Raw genomic sequence first — 19,892 nt, 5'->3', positions numbered from 1 at the left:
ACATCTGATGGCGCAACGTCGGCAGGCACGCACGCAGCCGACGGCCACGCTCCGCGGATTCGACGGCTCCTACGTCGACGTCGCAGGTCACCGCGAATGGCACGAGGTCGCGGGGAGCGGACCGGCCGTCGTCCTGCTGCACGGAGGGTACGGCGGGGCGTCGTCGTGGGCGCTCACCGCGCCGGTGTTGGTCGAGGCCGGATTCCGCGTACACGTCCCCGAACGTCGGGGGCACGCGCGCACGCCCGATGTCGATGGCCCGATCACGTATCAGGCGATGGCCGACGACACGGTCGCCTACCTCGAGCGTCACGTCGAGGGTCCGGCACATCTCGTCGGCTGGAGCGACGGCGCCGCTGTCGCTCTACTGGCCGCGCGCGATCGCGCCGAGAAGATCACGCGCATGGTGTTGATCGGCCAGTACTACAACGACGACGGCAAGGTTGCCGACAGCCCGCTGACCGAACTTCTCGATTCTGGGAGTGCGATGGCGGGCCTGCGGTCGCAGTACGCTGCGCTTTCGCCCGACGGCGCCGACCATTTCACGACGTTCGACGCGAAGATGAAGCACCTGTTCGCCACGGAACCGCGGATAGATCTGAACTCGTTGACGTCGATCATGACTCCGACGATGGTTCTGCAGGGAGACCGCGACGAGGTGACACTCGATCACAGTTCGGCTGTCGTAGCCGCACTCCCGCATGCACGTCTGGCGGTACTGCCGGGCAGTCACATGGTGCCCGCTGAGCAACCCGACGCACTCAATGCATTGCTGATCTCGTTCCTGCGCAACGGGTTTCCCCGTTCGCCCTGGGGTTGAACCCGGGACGAGATCAGCCGACGGATACCTCGCGGCGTCGGCGCTGGGCAGCGAAGAACTCTGCCCACGAGGTCACCTCGGGGTGCTGACGCAGCAATGCACGACGCTGACGTTCGGTCATGCCACCCCACACTCCGAACTCGACGCGGTTGTCGAGAGCGTCGGCTCCGCATTCGAGTTGCACCGGGCAGTGGCGGCAGATGACTGCGGCTTTCCGCTGAGCCGCTCCACGAACGAAGAGTTCATCGGGATCCTCGCCACGGCAACGCGCCCGTGCCACCCACGTCAGTCGAGTTTCGTTGGTCGATACCGCCGCTGTCGCCATGAGCCGACCCCTGTCTTTTTGTCGTTGCGCGCTGTGCGCGCCCCTTGTCGTTGCGCGCTGTGCGCGACCCGTGCCCGGCACAACGACCCTGCGTCGTTGCCGGCGAATGCTCGCCTCCCACACCACGTCACCGATTCCGCGGCGGTCGACCATTCGTAGATGCCCGTACCACTTCTGGTCTCCGTTGTTATGTGAGTCACATTCTGCACTCAATCTAAGGATCTGTGCATGCGTCCGCAACCCCTGAACCGGAGAAAACTGGCACAACCGTGCAAACTCGCAGGGAAACAGACAAAACCGCCGACAAAGACCCCATCGACTCGACGCGCCGGGTGCGGATTCAGGCCGGCGATGCGCGCCGGAGCAGACCGTCGGGCACCTCATCGGCGGGCCACGCGGTTGTCTCAGAAATCACACGTATCCTGTCCGATGTGCCGAAGTCGAAGAAGCTGTGGTCGCTCGCAGGGGCATGCGTGCTGGCCGGCGTGCTCGTTGCCGGATTGCTCTATCCCGCGGCCAGCGGCGTGGGTATCGCGTCGAATCGCGCGGCGTCGGCAGTAGAGAACGTCTCGTCGGAGTTGCTCAGCGGAACGCTGCCGGAGGTCACGACGATGACCGACGCGGCGGGGACACCCATCGCGCGACTCTTCGACCAGTACAGGTACCAGGTCGGATACAACGACATCTCCCCCGACATGATCCGCGCGATCATCTCGATCGAGGACAGACGCTTCCTCGAGCACGACGGCGTCGACTGGAAGGGCACGATCCGCGCGTTCCTCAAGAACTCGTCTTCGGGCGAAGTGCAGCAGGGTGCATCGACGCTGGATCAGCAGTACATCAAGAACTACCAGCTCCTCGTGCTCGCCCGGACCGAAGCCGACCGCCAGGCAGCCATCGAGACGACGCCCGCGCGCAAGCTGCGTGAGGTGCGCATGGCGCTCACGATGGAACAGTCGCTTCGCGACGAGGCGAAACGAAAGGGACTCGACGACGCCGCCGCCAAGCAGGAGGCGAAGAAGCAGATCGTCACCCGCTACCTCAACGTGGTGCCGTTCGGTAACAACGCTTACGGCATCGAGGCTGCGGCACAGACGTACTTCGGCAAGAGCGCCAAGGATCTGAACGTCGGCGAATCGGCGCTGCTCGCAGGCATGGTGCAGTCGAGTTCTGCACTCAATCCCTACAGCAATCCCGAGGCGGCGACCGAGCGACGCAACACCGTCCTCGACACGATGATCGTCAACTTCCCCGAGCGACGCGCAGAGCTCGAGGCAGCCAAGAAGGCTCCGCTCGGTGTTCTCCCCCAGCCGCGGACGCCCGTCCAGGGCTGCATCGGCGCCGACAACAACGGCTTCTTCTGCGACTACGCACTGCAGTTCCTGGCCGAGAACGGCATGTCGCGATCATCGGTCACGCGCGGTGGCTACATCATCCAGACCACTCTCAACCCCGAGGTGCAACGCAACAGCGTGCGGTCGGCGCAAGCCAACGTCAGCCCCGACGCCGACGGTGTCGCCGCTGTCATGAGCGTGATCCGGCCGGGCACCCGCTCGCACGACGTCCTGTCGATGGCGTCGAGCCGCAATTACGGACTCAACGCCAACGCGTCGCAGACCGTGCAGCCGCAACCCTTCTCGCTGGTCGGCGACGGCGCGGGCTCGGTCTTCAAGATCTTCACCGTCGCCGCGGGCCTCGAGAAGGGTTTGCCGGGCAACTCCAACATCCCAGTGCCCGGCAGCATCGCGGTCGAGGGCATGGGCGACAGCGGCGGAGCCTTCGGCTGCCCCGTCAACTTCTACTGCGTCAAGAACGACGGTAAGTACCCGGCGTCGATGTCGATCACGCAGGCACTTGCACTGTCGCCCAACACGGCCTTCGTCAAGTTGCTGCAGCAGGTCGGCGTGAAGCCGGCGGTCGATATGGCCGTCCGCCTCGGCATGCGTTCGTACACGGTGCCCGGCTCATCGGGCTTCGGCGACAAGAGCATCGCGCAGTACGTCAAGGACGGCAATCTCGGTTCGTTCACACTCGGCCCCTGGCCGGTCAACGCCATCGAGCTCTCGAACGTGGCAGCGACCCTCGGCTCCGGCGGCATGTGGTGCCCACCGAACCCGATCAAGTCGATCAGCAAGATCAAGCGCGACCAGTACGGCAACCCGGTCCTGGACCCCGACGGCAAGCCCGCGACCACTCCGGTCGCGTTCAATCCGCCCGGATGTGAACGGGTCGTCGAACCCGGTATGGCCAACACGATGGCCAATCTGATGAGCCAGGACGACAGGGGCGGCGGCACGTCCGCGGGCGCGGCAGGCGCATCGGGCTGGAACCTACCGATGTCGGGCAAGACCGGTACGACGGAAGCACACCGCTCGGCGGCGTTCGTCGGGTTCACCAACCAGATGGCTGCGGCCACCTACGTCTACTCCGACGGCCCCAACCCGTCGGGTGTCTGCTCCGGACCGGCACGGCTGTGCGGCGAGGGCGACATCTACGGCGGCATGGAACCCGCGCGGACGTGGTACTCGGCACTCACCCCGATCGCGACGAAGTTCGGTCCGGTCAGCCTCCCACCCGCCGACCCGCGCTACATGAACGGCAATAACAGCGGTCGGATACCGCAGGTCACGGGACTGCCCGCCAGCGACGCGACGTCGCGTCTGCAAGAAGCGGGCTTCAAGGTGAACCAGTTGGAGGTCGACAGCGGCAGGCAGCAGGGCACGGTGGTGTTCACCGCGCCGTCCGACTCGGCGATGCCCGGCAGCACTGTCACGATCTACGTGAGCAACGGCAGAAAGAACGACAGCGGCGACAGCCCCGGCCCGACACAGACCACGGTGCAGGTACCGGGCGTCGGTCCGGTGGTGATCCAGCTTCCCGGCTGACGCCGACCGGTGGGGCTCCCCGGCTTTGACGCCGGAGGGGTGAGTTCGCCGGCGTGCGCTCGCCGAGACGTGCTGTTGAGGTGGTTGGCCGACCACCGTGGCGCGTATCCTGGGTGAATGTCTGATGTCCACTCGGATGCCGCATCACGGGTGCGGGCCGCAATCTCGTCTATCGCGTCGTCTACTCCGTCGGGGCTGTTCCGTGAGCAACTGGCGTCGCACCGCACCGCGCGTGCGGTCGGCGCAGCGGCGGGCCTCGCCGCGGGCGGACTCTTCTATTCGACGGTGATCGAGCGCAACGCCTTCACGTTGCGGCACGCCACCATGTCGGTCCTCGAACCGGGCGCCGCACCGCTGCGCGTCCTGCACATCAGCGATCTGCACATGACGCCCAACCAGCGCCTCAAGCAGGCCTGGGTGTCTGAGCTCGAGTCGCTCGAACCCGACCTCGTCGTCAACACCGGCGACAACCTCGCCCACCCCGGCGCGGTGCCTGCCGTGATCCAGTCGCTTGGTGGATTGCTTTCGCGCCCAGGGCTTTTCGTGTTCGGTTCCAACGACTACTTCGGTCCGAGCCCCAAGAACCCACTGAAGTACTTCAAGACCGATCACGAGCGCACCCACGGCACCCCGCTGCCCTGGCAGGATCTGCGCGCGGCGTTCATCGAGCGCGGCTGGCTCGACGCGACGCACTCCGTACGCGAGCTCGAGGTGTCCGGGGTCCGCGTCGTCGCATCGGGCGTCGACGACCCGCACATCGAGCGCGACCGCTACGACACCATCGCAGGGCGCCCCAACCCACTCGCGCACCTGCGCCTGGGATTGACGCACTCGCCCGAGCCGCGCGTCCTCGACCGCTTCGCCGACGACGGCTACGACCTCGTGATGGCCGGCCACACGCACGGCGGACAGCTCTGCCTGCCCGGCATCGGGGCCATTGTCACCAATTGCCACCTCGACCGTTCCCGCGTCAAGGGGCCGTCGAATTGGGGCACGTCGATGAAGTTGCACGTCAGCGCCGGACTCGGCACCTCACCGTGGGCGCCCGCGCGGTTCTGCTGCCGCCCCGAAGCCAGCCTGCTGACCCTCACACCGGTCTCGCACGGCAACGCCGAATTCGACGAAGACCACTCGCTGCCACAGCTGGCCTCCGAGACGAGCTGACGGCTCGAGGCCGACAGCCACGCAGAAACAAGCGATAGCCCCATAGAAACGAGGAGGCCCTGACCTGGATCACTCCGGGTCAGGGCCTGCTACTACTTCTCAACCACAAGAAGCCTTGTCGGATCCGGTTCAACCAGATCCGTTGTCGGGGTGGCGGGATTCGAACCCACGACCTCTTCGTCCCGAACGAAGCGCGCTACCAAGCTGCGCCACACCCCGTGTGCAACCTGCGATAGCTTACCCCCGCGACCGCCCAGCCACTAAATCGCCTGGTCAGAGTGTCGATTGCAGCCAACGCAAACAGGCGGCCGCAGCGCGCGAATCCAGACGCGGGCAACGGGAATCACCGGAACACAATCCGACCACCGTGATCGCCCAAGGACTCAGAACAACGCATTCTGAGACAAGGTTTGGCATCACTACCACACAAAAAGGACACATCTGCCCCTGTGGTCACTAGTGTCCGAACCAGAACAATCACCTCTCGACCAGCGCGACCAATTCATCAGAATCGACAATGCGAAAGGTACGGGCACATGAGTAGTGAGTTCGAGAAGTACGAGGCGAAACAAGGCACCGCATTCGGAATCACCGTCGTGGCCGCTGCACTTCTGTTCGTGGCGGGCATCGTCGGCGTCTTCGCCGGAATCTCCGCGATCGCGGGCGACAACCTCTATGTCGCCACTCCCGATTACATCTACAAGTTCAACCTCACCACGTGGGGCTGGATTCATCTGATCATCGGCATCATCGCGATCATCGTCGCGGGCGGCCTGGCGGTCGGCTCCGGATGGGCGCGAGTCTCGGCGATCATCATCGCGTCCCTCTCGATCATCGCGCAGTTCCTCTGGCTGCCCTACAACCCGTGGTGGGCGATCCTGATCATCGTCCTCGACATCGTGGTCATCTGGGCCGTGTCCACCTGGGAACCCGACGTCGTCTGACACGCTGACTCCCTGACCTGCCAACTCACAGCAAAGCGGGCGAGCCCTGGACAAGGGCTCGCCCGTTTTCAGTCATTCCCGTTTTCAGTCATTTGGGGCGGTGTCGATCGGCAAAAGCCCAGGTCGTCGTCGACGGTCGGCGAGAAAATGACTGAAAACGGGCAAGCCGCTGATCGGGACCGCACTCTTCGCGCGACAGACGTGGCCCGCGAACCAATCCGCCGTGTCATCGGCGTCGAATCCTGCAACGTTCCATGACCCCACCCGACCCCAGGAGTCGTCCGATGCACACGCAGCGTCCCGTCCGGATTCTCGTCGTACTCGCCACAGCACTGCTCGCCGCCATGACAGCGCTGCTGTCGATACCCGCGCCCGCACGCGCCGACACCACGCTCCACCGGTGAAGAACCTCGACGTCGAGCGCTACCTCGGAACCTGGTGGCAGCAGGCCACCATTCCGGCGTTCTACGGAATCCGCTGCGCCAAGGACACCAACGCCACCTACACGCTGATCAACTCGACGACGGTCGGCGTCGACAACAAATGCACCAGCTTCACCGGACAACCCGACGGGATCAAGGGAAAAGCGACCGTCGTCGATCCCAAGAAGAGCAATGCCGCGCTGGCAGTCTCTTTTCCGGGAATCCCGAACACGATCAACACCGGTTCGTTCCCCAATTACGTGATCGCGTGGGTCGCGGATGGCAAGGATCCGAAGGGCCCCTATGAGTACGCGATCGTCGGTGACCCGTACCGGCTGTCGGGTTTCGTGCTGAGCCGAGAGAAGGTCGTGAGCAACGAGCAGCTGCACATGCTGCGGCTCAAGACGGAGTCGTTGGGCTTCAACTCGTGCACCTTCCTGATCTCCCCCATCACGGGTGGCCGCTCGGACTACTCGCCACTCTGCACCGTCTGATCAATCCGGGCGGCGAGCTCGGCTCGAGTTCGCCGCCCGGCCGATTACCCTGAACGCGTGGACACCGCGCCAAGCCCCACCGCGCTCATCGACGCCGCTTACCGCATCGCCGACGACCTCCTCTTTCCCGACGCAGCAGAGGTCGACCGCACGGGAGAGGTGCCTGCCTCCCACTGGAAGGCACTCGCCGACGCCGGGCTGTACGGCGTCGCGGCACCGCAAGCGGTTGGCGGCCCCGGACTCGAACTCACTCAGGTCATCGAGATCATCGAAGTCCTCACCAGCGGCTGCCTCTCCACGGCGTTCACCTGGCTGCAGCACCACGGTGTCGTCATCTCGCTGGCAAGCACCACCAACGACGCCCTACGCACCGAACTCCTCGCCGACGCCGTGACCGGCCGCACTCGCGCGGGCGTCGCCTACGCGGGTGCCGTACCGACACCGCCACGGATGAGTGCGTCGCGTACCGACGGCGGCTGGGTCTTCTCGGGATACGCGCCGTTCGTCAGCGGGTGGGGCCACATCGACCTGCTGCAGATCTCGGCGCGAGACGTCGACACCGACGACGTCATCGCCGCGATCGTTCCCACCCACCCGATGTCGGCAGCCATCACGGTCTCGCCGATGCGACTCACCGCGGCCAACGCGTCGCACACCGTCAGCCTGCGTGTCGATTCGCTGCCGGTTCCCGACGCACTCGTGGTCAGCAGAGTCGCGCTCGACGCCTTCTTCGCCAACCAGAACATCGGCATCCGACTCAACGGCGCACTGCCGTTCGGAATTCTCCGCCGATGCACAGCGCTGCTCGACCGCGGTGGCGCAACCGCGCAGGCACGACGACTCCGCGAGCGCGGCAGCGAGATCCGCACCCGCCTCGACACCTCACTCGCCGACGCCGACGCGTTGCTCGCCGCACGCGCCGACGGAGCGCAACTGGCTGTCGACGCCGCCGCCGCGCTCGTGGCAGCAGACGGCGGCCGCGCACTGATTGTCGGAAGCGACGCCGACCGACTCTCCCGCGAAGCGACGTTCACCCTTGTCGCCGCAAGTCGCCCCGAACTGAAAGGCCTACTCCTGCAACGCTTCAGCGGGGAGGAGGACTAGTCGTCGACTACTCCGGCCGCACGTAGTCGCGCAGGAACAAGGCCTCCGCGATGGCCAGGTTCTCGATCTCCGACGGGTCGACACTCTCGTTGGGCGCGTGGATCAGACACGACGGCTCTTCGACACCGAGCAGCATGATCTCGGCGTCGGGGAAGGTCTGCTGCAGCACGGTACACAGTGGAATCGATCCGCCCTGCCCCTGCATGACCACGTCGCGCCCGTATGCGGAACTCATCGCGTCGACCAACGCGTCGAAGGCCGGCCCCTCGGTCGATCCGGAGAATGGCGCCCCGATGGCCTCGCGCTCGACCGAGATCTTGACGTGCCAGGGCGCGACCTCTTCGAGGTGCGCGATCAGCGCGTCTTGTGCGACCTTCGCGTCCATGCCGGGCGGCACCCGCAGGTTGATCCGTGCACGTGCTCGTGGAGTCACCGCGGCCGACGACCCGACGACCGGCGAACAGTCGATGCCGAGCACCGTGGCGGCGGGGCGCGCCCACACCATGTCCGAAATACGGCCGGACCCAACGACATCGACGCCGTCGAGGACGGTGGCGTCGCGTCGGAAATCCTCTGCGGGATAGTCGATGCCGTCGAATTCCTGTGTGGCGTCCAGCCCGCGGACCGTGGTGTTCCCGTGCTCGTCGCGCAAGCTCGCGAGCATAGAGATCAATGCCGCCAAGGCGTCGGGAGCCGCACCACCGAACATGCCCGAATGCATTGCCGATTCCAGTGTTTCGACACTCACGACCACGTTGGCGACACCACGCAGGCTCGTCGTCAAAGTCGGTTGTCCGACAGTGCAATTGCCGGAGTCGCAGATGAGAATGGCGTCGGCGTCGAGCAATTCGGGATGCTTCGGCACAAAGTCCTCGATGCCTCCCGAACCCTGCTCCTCCGAGCCCTCGCCGATGATCTTGATGTTCACTCCGGCCTCGCCCGCGAGTGCGCGCAGCGCGGTGAGGTGGACGGCGATGTTGCCCTTGCAATCTGCCGCACCCCGCCCGTACCAGCGGCCGTCACGTTCGGTGAGCTCCCATGCGGGCGACTTCCACGCGTTGAGGTCCATCGGCGGCTGCACGTCGTGGTGAAAGTAGAGCAGCACGGTCGGCGCACTGGGCGGTCCGGGGATGTGTCCGGTCACGGCCTTGCTTCCGTCGGCGGTCACATGCGCTTCGACGTCGTGCACCCCGACCTCGGTGAACGCCGCAATCAGCCACTCGACCATCTCGTCACAGTCGGGCGGGGGCTCTCCGGCGGGATCGTAGACGGATTTGAAGGCAACCATCTCGGCGAGGTCGCTGCGGGCCTGTGGCATCAGCTCGTGGACGCGGGTACGGAGGGTCTCGACATCGTTTGACTCAGTCACCCCTCAAGTATCCCGTCAGTGATGAAAGTTCGGGCCGCTTCCGTCGCGTGGCAGCGGTGCCTCAAGGGTTTCGAGGTAGCTGACCTGGCTCTTGATGTCGGCCACGAGCGCGACCGCGAGATCGTGACTCATCCCGTTCTTGACGACGACGCGCTGCAGGACCAGGTTCGACATGTCGTCGGCCATCGGATACGCGGGCACCAGCCATCCGCGAAGTCGAAGTCTGTCAGCGAGGTCGTACAGGGTCCACGTCGAGGTGTAACCCTCCTTGATGCGCCAGGCGAACACAGGGATGGTGTCGCCCTTGCTCACCAGCTCAAAGGGCTCCATCGCAGCGATCTCGCCCGAAATGTACTGGGCCACATCGAGGGATTCCTGCTGCGTGGCACGATAGCCCTCGAACCCCAGGCGCAAGAAGTTGTAATACTGCAAGAGCACCTGGGCGCCGGGTCGTGAGAACGGCAGCGCAAGGGTCGGCAGGTCACCACCGAGATAGCTGACGTGGAAGATCAGGCTCTCTGGCATAGCGGCCTTGTCCCGCCACACCGCCCAACCAATGCCTGGATATACCAAGCCGTATTTGTGACCTGACGCATTGATCGATGCGACCCTCGACACCCGAAAATCCCACTCGAGGTCTGGTTGGCAGAAGGGTGCGACGAAGCCGCCCGACGCAGCGTCGACGTGGATCTTTATATCGAGCCCGGTCTTCTGCTCGATCTCGTCGAGTTTCGCCGAGATCTGCTTCACCGGTTCGTAGAGCCCATTGAACGTGACGCCCATTATCGCGACCACGCCGATGGTGTTCTCGTCGACGTAGTTCTCGAGGTCGGTGCCGTCGAATACAAAGTGTTCGGGCGTGCAGGGCACAAATCGCGGTTCGACGTCCCAATAGTTGCAGAACTTCTCCCAGCAGACTTGCACGGCGCTCGAGAGCACGAGATTCGGCTTGTCGAATGGCTTGCCCGCGGCTTTGCGCGCATCTTGCCATCGCCGCTTGAGTGCCAAGCCGCCGAGCATCGACGCGTCGGACGAGCCGACGGTAGCTGTACCGATGGTGTGCCCGGGATCAGGCGCATGCCACAGGTCTGCGATGATGCGCCAACAGCGTTCCTCGACGGCGGCGGTCGCTGGATACTCGTCCTTGTCGATCTCGTTCTTGTCGAACGACTCCGCATACAGGCGGTTGGCGTGATCGTCCATCCAAGTGGTGACGAAGGTCGCCAGGTTGAGTCGGGCATTGCCGTCGAGCATCGCTTCGTCGTGGACGATCTGGTAGGCCGTTTCTGGCAGCATCGAATCTCTCGCCAGGGAGAACTTCGGCAATTCGGTTGCCTCGCCGCTGCGGGAGAAGACGGGGAGCGACAGGGAGTCGCTCAGATTGGTCCTGAATACACTCTTGCGGTCGTCCGAAGGCATCGGGCTACTCCTTAGTGTTCCTCCTGAAGGTTCCTCATGACCGTACCGACATCGCGGCGTGGCCGCGGCCATAGCTGCACAAAGAGAACCGAAAAGCTCAGTCGCAAAAGAGATTATTGGAACGACACAAAGTATGGTCGCGGCTCCACATTCATCGTCTGAGAAGGCGTCAACATCGGGGTGTCCTCGGTGTAGAAATTCTTCCACCCCATCACCACGTTCGGCGGTAGGTCGACCAGAATTCGACGCCAGGTGTCCATCTTGACCGAGGGAATCCCGTGTCCGTCGGCGTGGATAACGGTTTGCAGCTCCGGTCGCGTCGTCACGATCTGTTGGCGGTTCGCGAGCATGTCGGTGTCGAACTCGTGCAGCACGAACAGTTTCTGCGGCAACCGATGCTCACGTGTCAGGCCCGCGAGCCAGTCCGACGTCGCGTTCACTTCTGCGGCCCCGACCGAACCGATCTGCGTGAGGTGCACCTGGTCGGGTTTGAGCCGCCACTCGGGGTCGAGCGCGAGTCCGACATGCGGCATCGCGAGTAGGTCTGCGTAACGCTTGGCCTGCGTCAGGAAGTTCATCCGCCCGGGCTGCAGATCCAATGTGACATAGACGCCCGCCCTCCCGGCGGCCTCGACCCACGGCCGAATCTGCGCGGGATCGATCATCGAGGTGTAGGCGCCGCCGTCACCCGGCGACGCAGATGCGACGGTCACGATGATCTCGAAGGCAGGCACCACCAATTCGCGGCTCACCCGTTGGTATTGCGCCGCGATGCCCTTGACCCGTGCGATCGTCGCATCGAGGCCTTGGCGGCCGAGTGGCCCGAGCGACGGCGAGCCGGGAGATCCGTACAGCGCCACCATGCGCCTACCGGATGCCACGAGCTGCCCACCGCCCGGGATCTCCGGCAGGGTGACCGCCTGCTCGACGTTCCTGGCAAACGTCGGGGTGTCGCCGAACGCCCGTCCCACAGCGATCACGGGAACTGTGCCGCGCGCCTCGCGCAGCGCCCGCACCGATTCGCCGCTCGCGCGCGGGTCCGGTACCGCGACGTCGACGAGTCGTGTTCCGCCTGCCGCCGCGGTGGCTGCGAGGTCGGGGTCGAGCGGCCCCGCCGCGAAGACGACGGGCCTCGGACCGTCGGGGGCCGGGTTGCCACGGAGTCCGGCGAGGTCGGCCGAGGGCGTCGACACCTGCGTCGTCGAGAACTGCGACGTCGAGTGAAAGCCCGTCTCGCCTGCACCGACGACCCAGACCGACCGCGTGCCGAGGCGGTGGAGTTCTGCTTCGACGTCCGCACTGGTCGCGGGGCGTACCGCGAAGACCGGAACATGCCGGGTCGCTGCGGTCTCGGCGACAGTTTTCCAGTCGTCGCGCGTCGCGGAGTCGGTGACGACCACGGCGTCACTCGAACTGCGAAATAGCTTGCTGCTCAGAGAAACTGCGGGACTGCTCGGCGCATCGACGACCTGCGGCCCGATCGCCGGGGTCGCGAAAACCGCGACGTCGGACATACGGGGGACCGTCGACGCGGCGGTGAGGAGTGCGATCACGATGAGTGCCGCCACGAGGGCGACTGCTCGTCCGCGTGAGACCACCGACGCGTCACTCCCCTCCCGATTGCCTACGACTCGAGTGCTCTAGCGCTCCGGTGCTCTAGGACCCCGGTGCTCTAGGACCCCGATGCAGAGTACTCGCGCCGACGTGCTCAACCAACGTAACAACCAGGTTCCCGCCCGGACCGCATACGGCTCGTCACGCGCAGTCGCGGCGGTGCAGCCGCAGCACCGATAGCTCGTCGGCGATGCGTTGCGCGTCGGCGTCAGCCGACGGTGTCACCGAACCGCGCGCCCAGTCGCCGTGTCCGCCGGAGTGATCGAAGCCGAACGGTATCGCGGGCAGATCGCGGTCCCAGTGCACGCGGATGACCGCGTAGACGACCGGGACCACGAAGACCAGAACGAGAAGGACCAGGAGGAGAACGTCTGAGAATGTCATGTCAGAAATCATCCGCCCGCACAAATTCCGCCACCAGTGGCACTAAAGCCAACGTTCGACAATTTTCTGCCATACTGGTTGCGTGCTCAGCAAGGTGGCAGCGATCCTGCACGGTAACGTCGCACTCTTTGAATTCGGCGTGCTCAACGAGGTGTTCGGCCTCGATCGCACGGATCTCGGTGGCCCGCCATTCGACTTCCGCGTCTGCGCACCCGACCCTTCCGAGCCGCTCAGTATCGGCAACGGCGCGAGCATCGTCGCAACGCATGGACTCGACGCCGCGCGCGACGTCGACCTCGTCGCCATCCCAGGCGGCAGCACGAGTGGTGACTATCCCGAGGAGATCCTCGACACCTTGCGCGCGGTCGTCGACAACGGCGGACGAGTGCTGACGGTGTGCTCGGGCGCGTTCGTCGCGGGTGCCGCCGGACTACTCGACGGCCGACGCTGTACTACCCACTGGGCCTACGGCGAGAAACTCGCGCACATGTTTCCGGCGGCCCGCGTCGACACCGACGTCCTGTTCGTCGACGACGGCCCGGTCACCACAAGCGCGGGCACCGCAGCGGGCATCGACGCCGCGCTGCATCTCGTCCGCGAAGAAATCGGGCACGAGGCAGCCAATCTGATCGCGCGTCGCATGGTCGTTCCGCCGCATCGCGACGGCGGTCAGCGACAATTCGTCGACACCCCGATCCCCGAATGCGGCTCGAAGGGCTTTGCCGAGATGCTCGACTGGCTTGTCGAGAACCTCGACCGCGAGGTCCGGGTCGACGAGATGGCCGCCCGCATGCACATGTCGCCACGGACCTTCGCCAGGCGCTTCGGCGACGAAGTGGGCGTTTCCCCGCACAAATGGCTCACCGAACAGCGCGTCGCACACGCGCGTCGGCTACTCGAGACCACGTCGCTGCCGATGGAACAGATAGCCACGCAGGCCGGATTCGGATCGGCGACGCTCCTGCGCCACCACTTCGCGTCAGCGGTCGGCGTCTCGCCTGCCACCTATCGCCGACGCTTCGCCGCCCAGCAGGCAGGCTAGCCGTCGTTCTTCGACGCCTCGGGATTTTTCGACGCCGCGGTCTCCGACACTGCCTCTGGTGCGCTGACGCTCGACGCAGCCTCGGGGCCCTTGTCGTCACCGGTCGGCGCGTCGTCGTATGACTCGCTGAAGGAGACGCGCGGGGTGGTGGCGACGTGGATCAGAGCGAGTACGCCGTAGACGATCGCGGCGATTCCGAAGAGCACCGCGAGCACCACCGCGCCGATGTGTACCGCGCCGAGCACCACTCCGTCTCCGCGCGACGCGACGGCTCCGACCGCGGAGAGCACCGCCGCGAGAAGCGCCCAGGCCGCGCCGCGCAGACGCGGCGTCACGATCGACGAGTAGAACAGGCGCTGATAGAGCGTGACCTCGTACTCCTCAACGGCAGCGAGGCGGACCGGATCGCCGTCGGCGAGCTCGCGCAATTCACGCGCCAAACCCGCGGCGCGAGCCAATCGATCGGCTTCACGCTCGCGGGTTCGGACGTATGCGATGGTCGCGACCGTGGCTGCAACGAGCCCAAGGCCGACCATGACCCCCAGATCATTCACGGACTAGACGCTACAGCGCGGGCGTCTCACGCAATCTGCGCTTGCCACATCCAGTGGAGTTGCTCCAGCTTCGCGGCGAATGAGATCAGCAGATCCTGGGTGACCGGGTCGGCCTCTTCCGTCTCGTCGATCCGCGTACGCAGACCGGCGATCACGGCTTTGAGGTTCTCGACGATCGACGTGATGACCTCGGTGTCGGACGTCCAGCCGTCACCGAATCCGGTGGTGCCGGCCGTCTTGGCGACAGTCTCGGCCCGACCGTCGGGCGAGACGCCGATCGCGGTCGCGCGTTCGGCGGCCTGATCGGTGAACTCGCGGCTCACCGTGACCAGCTCGTCGAGTTCGAGGTGGACCGAACGGAAGTTCCGCCCGACGACATTCCAGTGCGCCTGCTTGGCGACCAGGGACAGATCGATCAGATCGACCAGGGTCTGCTGCAGCGCGTTGCCGGTGATGGTCTTCTGCTCATCGGTCAGGGTGCTCGTGATCGGAGTGTTCGTCATCGTGTGACTCCTTACTCTCTCGCTGCCGCCGGTAGGCGGACTTGAATGCTGCCGCCGGTAGGCGGGCTTGCGGTTGTGCCCGACGCCGGGCTGTGGCGCCGGGCTCGCAACGGGCGCGTCAGTTGCTCAGACGCGAACCGTCAGATTGTGGGCGATGTTGCCCTTGGTCGCCTTCGAGTAGGGGCAGAAGGCGTGTGCGCCCTCGGCGAGTTCCTTCGCCTTGGCCTCGTCGACGCCGGGGATGTAGGTCTCGATGTCGGCGACGAGTCCGAACCCACCGTCGGCCGGGTCCTTGCCGATGCCGATGGTGACGGTGACCGTCGACTCGTCGGGAACAGGCGATCCGGCGTTCTTGGAGGTTGCACGCAGAGCGCCGAGGAAGCAGGCCGCGTAGCCCGCCGAGAAGAGCTCCTCGGGGTTGCTGCCTTCTCCGCTGCCGCCGAGTTCCTTCGGTGGGCGCAGGTCCAGATCGATCTGTCCGCTTGCGGAAACGACCTCGCCGTCGCGGCCGCCGCCGGTCGCCGTGGACGAAATGGTGTAAGCGGGTTCGATAGCCAGGTGTACTCCTCTGAGACTCAGATACTGCGTGACTGGGTACTGCTTATGATGTGCTACTTCTTTGTCTTACAACAGCTCTCGCGACCGTGGTGTTCCGAGATCGCGGATGTTCAGCAAGATTTCAGTTCTGCAGGCCTGCGCGGACGCCCGATTCGACCTTCTTGCCCAGATCCTCGTCGACGTTGCGCCAGTACTCGAAGACTCGCGAGAGCACCGGCTCACTGACACCACCGAGTACGTGTCCGACGATGTTGTCGACGAGGCGTTCGCGTGCTGCATCGTCGAGTACGTCACGCACCATCGTGCCCGCCTGTGCCCAATCGCTGTCCTCGGCGTGCTCGATGTAGCCTGCACGCACCGCGGCGCCGTCGAACGACCAGAGTCCTTCGTCGCCCGCAGCACTCGGATCGGCGTGTGGTCCGCCAAATGAGTTGGGCGCGTATACCGGAACGTCGGGAGCGGAGAAGTTGTATGCCATCGCACCCTCCTTGGAGTAGGTGTTGACCTCTGCGCGTTTCGCCGAATTGACCGGCAACTGAGCGTAATTCGTCCCGATGCGGTAGCGATGCGCGTCCGCATAGGCAAAGACTCTGCCCAGCAACATCTTGTCGGGTGAGAAGCCCACTCCGGGAACCACATTCGACGGCTCGAACGATGCCAGTTCGATCTCGGAGAAGAAGTTCTGCGGGTTGCGGTTCAGCGTCCAGGTGCCCACCTCGATGAGCGGGTAGTCCTGCTGCGACCAGACCTTGGTGAGGTCAAACGGATTGAAGCGATACCCCTCCGCCTCGTCGACCGGCATGATCTGGACCTTGAGTGTCCAGCTCGGGAACTCGCCGTTCTCGATCGCCTCGTACAGATCCTGGCGGTGATAGTCGGGATCACTGCCTGCCAGCGTGTCGGCCTCCGCTTGCGTGAGGAACTCGATGCCCTGATCGGTCTTGAAGTGGTACTTCACCCAGAAGCGCTCGCCGTCGGCATTGACCCACTGATACGTGTGCGAGCCGAATCCGTCCATATGCCGCCACGACTTCGGGATGCCCCGATCGCCCATCAACCAGGTGACCTGATGCGCGGTTTCGGGCCGCAACGTCCAGAAGTCCCACTGCATGTTGTGATCGCGAAGCCCCGAACCGGGAAGTCGCTTCTGCGAACGGATGAAGTCGGGGAACTTGATCGGATCCTTGATGAAGAAGATCGGCGTGTTGTTGCCAACCAGATCGTAGTTGCCGTCCTCGGTGTAGAACTTGATCGCGAATCCGCGGGGATCGCGCCAGGTATCGGGACTGCCCTGCTCGCCCGCGACCGTCGAAAAGCGTACGAGCGATTCGGTTTTCGCGCCCGGCTGGAATAGCTTGGCCTTGGTGTAGCGCGACACGTCACCCGTGATCACGAGTTCGCCGAACGCCCCGCCGCCCTTGGCGTGCACGATCCGCTCGGGTACGCGCTCACGGTTGAACTGCGCAAGCTTTTCAATGAGGTAGTGGTCGTGGAGCAGGATCGGACCCTGCGTTCCGGCCGTCAACGACTCGTCGTCGCTGGCGACCGGAATCCCGGTGTTCGTGGTGGTACGTGGTGTCATCTGCGAATCTCCTTCGTTGTCGGGGCTGTTCGCTTCTGAGGTCGGTTGACGAGCGATGGCGGCGTCGCCTCGCTAGCTCCTTCCGCTGCGGCGGGCCGGCCGCAGCGGTCGAGAACACGCTGGTGTGAAAAATGTTGGCATTACGCGGGTTTCACGTTCGACGCCGCCGCTCGACAACTCGGGCACTGACCCCAGAACGTCACCTCGGCTTCGTCGATCGTGTAGCCGTGGTCATCGTCGGGAATCAGACAGGGGGCCTGCCCGACGACGCAGTCGATGTCGACGATCTCGCCACACGTGCGGCAGACGAGATGGTGGTGATTGTCTGCTGTGCGCGTCTCGTAGCGCACGGCAGATCCTGCAGGTTCGATGCTTCGAAGCAGTCCGTTATCGGTGCACGAGCGCAAGACGTCGTAGATGGTCTGCGTCGACACCGCGCCGAGTTGCTCGCGCACACCACGCGCGACGACGTCCGCCGTCGAATGTGGGTGCTCCGCCAGGACCTCGAGCACCGCGAGGCGCGGAGCGGTGACCCGCATGCCTGCCTCACGGAGTTGCTGCACGAGCGCCTGTCGATCCTGCATGACTCCACCATAGCCACGTTTCTGGAATTAGTCCATTGTTTGGAGAAGTTCCAGAATCAGATCGGATGCCGGAGCACCCGTGGCCCCGCACATGGATTCGGGATCGGCCAAACCGGTCCGCGCCCGGGCTCCCGACTGTCATGCTCGCAGGGTTGTCCGAAGCATCGGGGGATTCATGCGCACGCTCGTCGTCAGCACACTCGCACTGCTGCTTGCGGCGGTCGGGATCGCCGTGGCGCCGCAGGCGCATGCGTCCGACGCCTTCACGGTCACCACTCTGCACTTCGACGCCGCTCACGACTCGGGCCCGCGCTGCGACGTCGTCGGCGATCTCTATGTTCCGCAGGGTGTTTCGCCAAGTAACCGCGCACCGGCTGTGCTGACGACCAACGGCTTCGGTGGCAGCAAAGACAGTCAGGCACCGCTGGCACGGATGTACGCCTCGCGCGGTTACGTCGTGCTCGCCTATTCCGGCCTGGGCTTCGGTGGATCGAGTTGTCGCATCACTTTCGACAGTCCGATTCCCGACGGCGCAGCGGCGTCGCGCCTCGTGAGCTACCTGGGTGGCGCGACCGGCATCGCCTTCCGCGACGCCGCACACACGAAGCCGGCACCTCGGCTCGACGTCGTCGTGCATGACGGCGTCGACCATAGGGGCACCCGGAGATCCGACGATCCGCGGGTCGGCATGATCGGCGGCTCCTACGGCGGCCACATCCAGTTCGCGGCAGCATCGGTCGATCCCCGAATCGACGCGATTGTCCCGATGGTGACCTGGAATGATCTCTCATACTCGTTGTCCCCCAACAACACCGGACAGTCCGTCGGTGTCAGCACCCCGACGCAGGGTGCGGTCAAGATCAACTGGAGCGCGTCTCTGGCTGCTGCGGGACTGATATCCGGTGTGCAGCACGCATCGGTTGAACCGCAGCGCCTGACGGGCTGCCCCGATTTCCCTGCCGCGGTGTGCTCCGCACTCGTCGGGTCGGCGACGAGCGGAACAGTCGACCGGTCGATCCTCGACGGGTTTCGGCGTGGGTCGGTCGCGTCGTTCCTCGACCGCGTCACCGTTCCGACTCTGCTGGTGCAGGGCCAGAAGGACACCCTGTTCAACATCCAGGAGGCGTTGGCAACCTACCGCGGCCTTTCCGCCAAAGGTGTTCCGACGGCGATGATCTGGTTCTCCGGCGGACACTCGGGCACGCCCGCCGCCGGCGACTACTCCTCCACGACACCGAACCCCGACACCCAATACGTCACCCAGCGCGCGGTGGGATGGCTCGACCACTAAATGAAGGGCAGCGGCCCGGGAACCGGCCCGAGGTTCGCCTACTACCGCGACTGGATCGACTACCGCGGCATCGCGACACCCGCCTATGCGACGGCAGGCAGCGTCGACGTCGGCAGCCGGGCGCAGTATGCCCTCTCCGGCGCCACCGGATTGGCGCCGTCGGCCACGCCACCCCGACCGGGCACCGCGCGCTTGACCACACCGCCGGCAGGGTTGCCCACAACGCACGACGCGCCCGACGCACTCGGGCTCATCAGCCTTCCCGAACGCGACGTCGCGGGCACGTACGCCCAGTGGGATACCGCGCCCCTGCGGTTGGCGCTCGACGTCGTCGGAACGCCGACGCTGCGCCTGCGTGTGTCCGCGCCCCTCGACGTCGGCGCGCCACTGGCCGACCAACTTGTCCTTTTCGCCCGAATCGTCGACGTCGGCGCCGACGGATCGTCGACGACCGTGGGTAATCTTGTTGCGCCCGTGCGGATATCGGACCCCCGCGTACCGATGACCATCACCATCCCCGCATTCGTCCACCGTTTCGATCCGGGACACCGACTACGCCTTGTCGTCTCCGGCGGATCGACCAACTACCGCGGCGGGATGCGCCCGATTCCGGTGTCGATCGACGCCGGAGCCGACCAGATCCTCCGACTACCGATCGTCTGACGCGGCACGACATCGCGAGACCCGCCTCGTTCTCGAGTGGCGCCCTCTGCGTGGCTGTCGTATCGTTGCTCCCACGAGATCACGTGTAGCAACGGGGAAGAGTCCCGATGTTCGCGTCCGTGACGGCCCTTCTCTCGGGTCCCGCGTCGAAAAGCGCACGCGATCTCATTC

General features: G+C 65.1%; 18 protein-coding genes, 1 tRNA gene and 1 pseudogene. 9 read left to right on the top strand and 11 right to left on the bottom strand.

Features of this window, described 5'->3' with window-relative positions; translation table 11 throughout:
* The first annotated feature begins 7 nt into the window (after positions 1-7).
* On the top strand, positions 8-820 hold the full coding sequence (locus tag A5785_RS15285) for an alpha/beta fold hydrolase (protein WP_064867282.1): 813 nt from the start codon (positions 8-10) through the stop codon (positions 818-820).
* A gap of 13 nt (positions 821-833) precedes the next feature.
* Here A5785_RS15285 and A5785_RS15280 read toward each other — a convergent pair whose 3' ends face one another.
* Entirely contained in the window at positions 834-1,145 is a 312-nt protein-coding gene (locus A5785_RS15280) for a WhiB family transcriptional regulator (protein WP_049700561.1), read from the bottom strand.
* A gap of 431 nt (positions 1,146-1,576) precedes the next feature.
* Between A5785_RS15280 and A5785_RS15275 the strand changes: the two genes are divergently transcribed.
* Together A5785_RS15275 and A5785_RS15270 are read left to right on the top strand one after the other, a co-directional pair.
* Positions 1,577-4,030, top strand: coding sequence for a penicillin-binding protein (locus A5785_RS15275; protein ID WP_064867316.1), 2,454 nt, complete (start codon positions 1,577-1,579; stop codon positions 4,028-4,030).
* A gap of 117 nt (positions 4,031-4,147) precedes the next feature.
* Complete coding sequence (locus tag A5785_RS15270) at positions 4,148-5,194, top strand: metallophosphoesterase (RefSeq protein ID WP_197494472.1); 1,047 nt, start codon at positions 4,148-4,150, stop codon at positions 5,192-5,194.
* 145 nt (positions 5,195-5,339) lie between these two features.
* Here A5785_RS15270 and A5785_RS15265 read toward each other — a convergent pair.
* Positions 5,340-5,413, bottom strand: a tRNA-Pro gene (locus A5785_RS15265).
* 317 nt (positions 5,414-5,730) lie between these two features.
* Here A5785_RS15265 and A5785_RS15260 point away from each other — a divergent pair.
* The 3 genes and pseudogenes from A5785_RS15260 (at position 5,731) to A5785_RS15250 (ending at position 8,158) form a co-directional block, all read left to right on the top strand.
* Positions 5,731-6,138 carry a DUF7144 family membrane protein gene (locus A5785_RS15260; protein WP_005208248.1) on the top strand — a complete coding sequence of 136 codons (408 nt, stop codon included), beginning with the start codon at positions 5,731-5,733 and terminating at the stop codon, positions 6,136-6,138.
* 284 nt (positions 6,139-6,422) lie between these two features.
* Positions 6,423-7,054, top strand: a pseudogene (locus A5785_RS15255) (lipocalin family protein).
* A gap of 57 nt (positions 7,055-7,111) precedes the next feature.
* Positions 7,112-8,158, top strand: coding sequence for an acyl-CoA dehydrogenase family protein (locus tag A5785_RS15250; protein WP_064867280.1), 1,047 nt, complete (start codon positions 7,112-7,114; stop codon positions 8,156-8,158).
* Between the two features lie 7 nt (positions 8,159-8,165).
* Here A5785_RS15250 and A5785_RS15245 read toward each other — a convergent pair whose 3' ends face one another.
* From A5785_RS15245 to A5785_RS15230, 4 genes are all read right to left on the bottom strand, one after another.
* Positions 8,166-9,527, bottom strand: a complete 1,362-nt coding sequence (locus A5785_RS15245; protein ID WP_082937869.1) for a dipeptidase — start codon at positions 9,525-9,527, stop codon at positions 8,166-8,168.
* 15 nt (positions 9,528-9,542) lie between these two features.
* Positions 9,543-10,946, bottom strand: coding sequence for a glutamate decarboxylase (locus A5785_RS15240; protein WP_064867278.1), 1,404 nt, complete (start codon positions 10,944-10,946; stop codon positions 9,543-9,545).
* Between the two features lie 113 nt (positions 10,947-11,059).
* Positions 11,060-12,544, bottom strand: coding sequence for a hypothetical protein (locus tag A5785_RS15235; protein WP_064867276.1), 1,485 nt, complete (start codon positions 12,542-12,544; stop codon positions 11,060-11,062).
* Positions 12,545-12,701: 157 nt separating this feature from the next.
* A complete protein-coding gene (locus tag A5785_RS15230) occupies positions 12,702-12,944 on the bottom strand; it encodes a hypothetical protein (protein WP_064867274.1) in 243 nt (80 codons plus the stop codon).
* 82 nt (positions 12,945-13,026) lie between these two features.
* Here A5785_RS15230 and A5785_RS15225 point away from each other — a divergent pair, with 82 nt between their 5' ends.
* Positions 13,027-13,986, top strand: a complete 960-nt coding sequence (locus A5785_RS15225; RefSeq protein WP_049700554.1) for a GlxA family transcriptional regulator — start codon at positions 13,027-13,029, stop codon at positions 13,984-13,986.
* On the opposite strand, the gene A5785_RS15220 is transcribed toward A5785_RS15225, so the two are convergent.
* From A5785_RS15220 to A5785_RS15205, 5 genes are all read right to left on the bottom strand, one after another.
* On the bottom strand, positions 13,983-14,522 hold the full coding sequence (locus A5785_RS15220) for a hypothetical protein (protein WP_064867272.1): 540 nt from the start codon (positions 14,520-14,522) through the stop codon (positions 13,983-13,985). The genes A5785_RS15225 and A5785_RS15220 overlap by 4 nt on opposite strands.
* A gap of 44 nt (positions 14,523-14,566) precedes the next feature.
* Positions 14,567-15,043 carry a Dps family protein gene (locus A5785_RS15215; RefSeq protein WP_049700552.1) on the bottom strand — a complete coding sequence of 159 codons (477 nt, stop codon included), beginning with the start codon at positions 15,041-15,043 and terminating at the stop codon, positions 14,567-14,569.
* Between the two features lie 126 nt (positions 15,044-15,169).
* Positions 15,170-15,601: an organic hydroperoxide resistance protein gene (locus tag A5785_RS23000; RefSeq protein ID WP_049700551.1), complete on the bottom strand. Its 432-nt coding sequence runs from the start codon at positions 15,599-15,601 to the stop codon at positions 15,170-15,172.
* A gap of 121 nt (positions 15,602-15,722) precedes the next feature.
* The gene (locus A5785_RS15210; RefSeq protein WP_064867270.1) at positions 15,723-17,183 is read right to left on the bottom strand and encodes a catalase; all 1,461 of its coding nucleotides are present in this window, start codon (positions 17,181-17,183) and stop codon (positions 15,723-15,725) included.
* A 140-nt stretch (positions 17,184-17,323) separates the two neighbouring features.
* A complete protein-coding gene (locus A5785_RS15205; RefSeq protein ID WP_064867268.1) occupies positions 17,324-17,767 on the bottom strand; it encodes a Fur family transcriptional regulator in 444 nt (147 codons plus the stop codon).
* 175 nt (positions 17,768-17,942) lie between these two features.
* On the opposite strand from A5785_RS15205, the gene A5785_RS23770 reads away from it, so the two are divergent.
* Both A5785_RS23770 and A5785_RS23765 read left to right on the top strand, forming a co-directional pair.
* Positions 17,943-19,058: an alpha/beta hydrolase family protein gene (locus A5785_RS23770; protein WP_231894114.1), complete on the top strand. Its 1,116-nt coding sequence runs from the start codon at positions 17,943-17,945 to the stop codon at positions 19,056-19,058.
* Positions 19,059-19,721: a CocE/NonD family hydrolase C-terminal non-catalytic domain-containing protein gene (locus A5785_RS23765; protein WP_231894113.1), complete on the top strand. Its 663-nt coding sequence runs from the start codon at positions 19,059-19,061 to the stop codon at positions 19,719-19,721. It abuts the gene before it with no gap.
* The last annotated feature ends 171 nt before the right edge of the window (positions 19,722-19,892 follow it).

It is taken from the genome of Gordonia sp. 852002-50395_SCH5434458 (assembly GCF_001665905.1).
Taxonomy (GTDB): domain Bacteria; phylum Actinomycetota; class Actinomycetes; order Mycobacteriales; family Mycobacteriaceae; genus Gordonia; species Gordonia jacobaea.
Note: the sequence above shows the minus strand (reverse complement) of the source record. Positions and strands in the feature narration are given on the sequence as shown.